Consider the following 4,645-nt stretch of genomic DNA (forward strand, 5'->3'; position numbering starts at 1 on the left):
CGTACAATTTCTCGGGGGCGGGGTGTGGTGTCTCCGAGCCCGGCCCCCCTTCCCAGCGACACACGTTGTGAAGGAGGCCTTCACGGAAGCCCGCGCCCCGGTCAGGACAGGTCGTCCTCCGGCTCGGCGGCGGCCAGCACCTCGTACACCTTGCGGCGTGCCTCCGCCAGCACCTTCTTGACCTCGGCGAATTCCGCGTCGCTGCCGGTGTAGGCGACCTGCGAAGCGGCCCCCGAAAGCTCGCCGAGCTGACGCCACAGCGCCTGGAACCGGTCCGCGCCCGGCACCTCGGCGGCACCGCTCTCCCACAGCGCGGCGAACTCCTCCTCACGACCGGCGACGTGCTCGCGGCCCGCCTCGGTCAGCTCGGCGACGCGGCGGCCGCCGTTCCCGGCCGTCTGGACCAGTCCCTCGTCCTCCAGCTGCTGCAGGATCGGGTAGATCGAGCCGGGGCTCGGCCGCCACTCGTTGTCGGTGCGGCGGCGGATCTCCTGCATGATCTGGTAGCCGTGCATCGGCTCCTCGGCGAGCAGCGCCAGCACCGCGGGCCGGACCGGACGGCTCGGGCCGCGGCGCCCCTGCCACGGGCCACCGCCGAACCAGCCGCCGTGCCGGCGCGGGTCACCGGGCCCACCACCCGGGAAGCCGGGGAAACCGCCGAACCCCGGGAACCCGCCCCGCGGGTCGGGGCCATGCGGCGGCGGAGGCGGGGGCGGCGGGAAGCCCGGCCCGTGCGGCGGCCCGCCACGCGCGAACTCCGGGCCGAAGCCGTCCTCTGGCCCCCAATCCGGGTTGTCACCCGGGTGTTCCGGATGCCCGTGATGGCCGTGGGGACCGTGGTGCCCGTGCGGGCCGTGTCCATGTCCGTGCCCGGGGCCTCCCGGGCGGCCGGGGTGCCCCGGGTGCCCGAAGCCGAAACCGCCGCGCTCCCCGAAGCCGCGGAACATCCTGCCGAAACCTGCGGATCGCTCCATGATCCATCCCCTTTCCTATCGTGCGAGTATCGCCGACATGACCACGATATATCGGCGCTATTCGGCACGCAAGTTCGCAGGTCAGCGGCGTATCGCGAGGGCGAGGAGCTCCGCTGCGGGCCCGGTGAGCCGCCGCCCGGCGGGCCAGACCGCACGCAGCGCGCGGTTCAGGTCGACGCCGTCGACCGCGACCGGCACGAGCCGCCGGTCGGCGACCTCGCGGGCGACGTCGAGCGCGCTGATCACCGCCGGCCCCGCGCCCGAGATCACGGCGTTCCGCACGGCCGACGCCGACCCCAGCTCCAGCAGCGGCGTGACCGCGCCCACCCCGGCACGGCGCAGCGCGGCATCGACGGTCTCGCGGGTTCCGGAACCGCGCTCGCGGACCACCAGCGGCGTCGCCGCCAGCTCGGCGGCGGTGAGCGGACGACGCCTGCGAGCCCAGGGATGCCCGTCGGGCACCACCACGACGAGATGATCCGCCGCGACCTTCCGGGTGGCGAGCCCCGGCAGCGGGCCCGGCGACTCGACGAACCCGAGGTCCACCTTGCCCTGCACCACCAGTTCGGCGACGTGCTCGGAGTTGACCACCTCCAGCCCGACGTAGCGATCGGGGTGGGCACGCTTGACCTCGCCGATCCACGCGGGCACGAAATGCTCGGCGAGCGTCATGCTCGCGGCGACGCGGAGTTCGGCCTCGCGCTGCGCGCGCAACGCCTCCGCGCCGGTGAGCAGCTCGCTCATCTCGTCCAGCACGCGGCGCGCCCAGCCGACCACGACGCGGCCGTCCGGGGTGAGCCCCGAACCCCGATGACTGCGGCTGAGCAACGCCAGCCCGAGCCGACGTTCCAGTGTGGACAGTCGCTTCGTCGCGGACGGCTGCGCGATGCCCAGCGCGTTCGCCGCCTGGCCGATACTGCCGAGTTCGTCGACGAAAACCAGCAGGCGGAGCGAGTCGAGATCGGGTGCGGTCATAGCCCAAGTGTATGACCTCAGCACTCGCTGACGGCTACCGCGCCGCCCGTCGCGGGACGAGGCTGAAGAGCATGACGACGACGCGCCCCCGAACAGTCCTCCCCGGACTCGCCGTCACCGCGGCGGGAGTCGCGGTGGCCTATCTGATCAGCTCCGCTCTGCCCGTCCTCGGCGCGCTCACCGTCGCGGTCGTGCTCGGCGTGATCGCCGGGTCGCTTCCCGTGCTCACCGACGACCTCCGCCAGGCGATCGCGCGGGTGACCAAACGGCTGCTGCGCGCCGGCGTCGTCCTGCTCGGCCTGCAGCTCGCGCTTCCCGCCGTGCTCTCGCTCGGACCCGGCACCCTGCTCGCGGTCGTGCTGACCGTCGGCGTCACCTTCGTCGGCACGCTCGGGATCGGCAAGCTGATCCGGGTCCCGCGTGGACTGGCGCTGCTGGTGGCGACCGGGTTCTCGATCTGCGGCGCTTCGGCGATCGCGGCGATGGAAGGCGTCGTCGAACGCAAGGATTCCGACGTCGCGACGGCCGTGGCGCTGGTCACCTGCTACGGCAGCATCGCAATCGCGGCGATCCCCTTGCTGGGTAACGTTTTCGGCCTCGAAGGGCTTCGGCTGGGCAGCTGGGCCGGGATCAGCGTGCACGAGGTGGCGCAGGTGGTCGCGGCGGCGACCCCGGCAGGCGCGGGCGCCGTCGCGATCGCGATCGTGGTCAAGCTCAGCCGGGTCGTCCTGCTGGCGCCGATGGTGGCGCTGGTGAGCGTGACCGAGAACCGCAACCGGACGCGCCCCGACGGCGCCCGCGCGCCGCTCGTGCCGCTGTTCGTCCTCGGCTTCCTCGCGATGGTCGTGGTGCGCAGCACCGGCATTCTCCCCGGCGCCGTGCTCGATGTCGCGAAGATCGCGTCCACCCTGTTGCTCGCAGGCGCCCTGTTCGGTCTCGGCTGCGCCGTCCGGATCGGTGTCCTGATCCGCACCGGCGGCCGCGCGCTCCTGCTCGGTTTGCTGTCGACGCTTCTTGTCGCCACCACCGGTTTCTGCGCGCTGGCGATCCTCGCCTGATCGTATAGAGCGTTATACACAAATGTACGGCTCTTGTACGGGTGCGCCGGATCCTCGGGCGGGTAAGGGGTTCGCGATGCTCAGGACGGAGCCTGACTGTGAAGATCATCCGTGTCGCGCTGGCCGCGGTGGTGGCGGGTATGACACTGGCCGGGGTGTCCGCGGCGCCGCCTGCTTCGGCAGCGGTGGGCAATACCGTGGTGTACAAAGAGAAAACGGAAGGTTACGACTGCTTCCGGATTCCTGCGGTGGTGAAGGCGCGCAGCGGCGACTTGCTCGCCTTCGCCGAGGGCCGCAACGGGGGCGCGTCGTTCTGCAACGACGCCGGCGACATCGATCTGGTGGTGAAGCGTTCGGCCGACGGCGGGAAGACCTGGGGCGCGCCGCAGGTGGTGATCCGGGGTTTCGGGGACACCAAGGGGAATCCGGTGCCGATCGTGGTGCCCTCGACCGGCCGGATCGTGCTGCTGTCGACGATGCAGTGCGTGAAGAACCCGGCGTGCGGACGGATTCCGCGGGTGCAGTGGAGTGACGACAACGGGAAGACCTGGACGACGCCGAAGGTGCTGACGGAGCAGCTGGGTTTCGAGTCCGCGCCGGGCTGGCTGGCGACCGGGCCGTCGCACGGGATCGTGCTGACGCGGGGTGCGCACGCCGGGCGGCTGGTGGCCGGGATGAGCTTTTCGACCGGGGACAAGGGCACTGGTTCCCTGATCTACAGCGACAACAACGGTGTCGACTGGCACCGCGGCGCGACCGACGTCAGCACGACGGACGCGATGAACCCGCAGGAGATCAGCGTCACCGAACTGGCCGACGGCCGGGTGTACGCGGCGGCGCGCAACGATGCCAACAAGGACAACAAGTGCCTCGCGGACGGCACCCGCAACCGGACGTATGCGATCAGCGCGGACGGCGGCGCGAGCTTCGCGCAGAAGTTCACCTACGAGAACGACCTGATCACGCCGACCGTGCAGGGCTCGACGGCGCGGATGAGCGCGGTGGACGCCGGTGGGCGCTACGACCGGATCCTGTTCGCCGGACCGTCCACTTGCGACCGTCGCAAGCAGCTGCGCGTCCACTCGTCGTTCGACGAGGGCGGCAGCTGGACGAACAACGACCGCAGTGTGCTGGTGTGGGGCGAGGACGCGGCCTATTCGGACATGGTCCAGCTGGCTTCGGGTTCGGTCGGCGTGCTGTACGAAGCGGGCCCGGAGTACAACGCCAACCAGACGATCCGGTGGTCGACGGTCACCGAGGCCACGCTCGGCGCGCCGGTGTGCGGCGGCGGGTTCGGCGTCATCGACTCGGCCCCGCTCGGCACCGCGGGCACGGTTTACCTGTCCTACAACGCGAGCACCGGGCAGAACTGCGTCAGCACGATGAAGAGCGCGTCGGCGGGAACGGCCACGCAGACCTCGGCCTACCTGGAGGTCCAGGGTTCGCCGCGGGTCACCGACTCCGGCTCGTTCGCGTACTTCGCCGGCCCAGTCAAGACCACCGCGTCGGGCAAGTGCGTCCGCTGGGGCGGCGCGACCGGCGGCTCCACCTTCGACAGCCCACTGAGCCACTGCGACTGACCTTTGTGGACGCGGTCCGTGAAGGCCTCCTTCACAGCGTTGAGCGCTGTGAAGGAGG

Annotated in this window: 4 protein-coding genes; 2 read left to right on the plus strand and 2 right to left on the minus strand. The window is 71.2% G+C overall.

What is annotated here, in order from left to right; genetic code table 11:
* Positions 1-101: 101 nt before the first annotated feature.
* Together ACFWX1_RS09830 and ACFWX1_RS09835 are read right to left on the minus strand one after the other, a co-directional pair.
* A complete protein-coding gene (locus tag ACFWX1_RS09830) occupies positions 102-974 on the minus strand; it encodes a PadR family transcriptional regulator (RefSeq protein ID WP_378385732.1) in 873 nt (290 codons plus the stop codon).
* Between the two features lie 81 nt (positions 975-1,055).
* Complete coding sequence (locus tag ACFWX1_RS09835) at positions 1,056-1,949, minus strand: LysR family transcriptional regulator (RefSeq protein ID WP_378385734.1); 894 nt, start codon at positions 1,947-1,949, stop codon at positions 1,056-1,058.
* 71 nt (positions 1,950-2,020) lie between these two features.
* On the opposite strand from ACFWX1_RS09835, the gene ACFWX1_RS09840 reads away from it, so the two are divergent.
* Positions 2,021-3,007: a YeiH family protein gene (locus ACFWX1_RS09840; protein WP_378385787.1), complete on the plus strand. Its 987-nt coding sequence runs from the start codon at positions 2,021-2,023 to the stop codon at positions 3,005-3,007.
* Between the two features lie 98 nt (positions 3,008-3,105).
* Complete coding sequence (locus ACFWX1_RS09845) at positions 3,106-4,587, plus strand: exo-alpha-sialidase (RefSeq protein WP_378385736.1); 1,482 nt, start codon at positions 3,106-3,108, stop codon at positions 4,585-4,587.
* The last annotated feature ends 58 nt before the right edge of the window (positions 4,588-4,645 follow it).

The organism is Amycolatopsis sp. NPDC059021 (assembly GCF_042739895.1).
Lineage (GTDB): Bacteria > Actinomycetota > Actinomycetes > Mycobacteriales > Pseudonocardiaceae > Amycolatopsis.

Coding starts and splice junctions, on each gene's coding strand:
- ACFWX1_RS09830 (WP_378385732.1), bottom strand. CDS start 974: ATGGAGCGATCCGCAGGTTTCGGCAGGATGTTCCGCGGCTTCGGGGAG.
- ACFWX1_RS09835 (WP_378385734.1), bottom strand. CDS start 1,949: ATGACCGCACCCGATCTCGACTCGCTCCGCCTGCTGGTTTTCGTCGAC.
- ACFWX1_RS09840 (WP_378385787.1), top strand. CDS start 2,021: ATGACGACGACGCGCCCCCGAACAGTCCTCCCCGGACTCGCCGTCACC.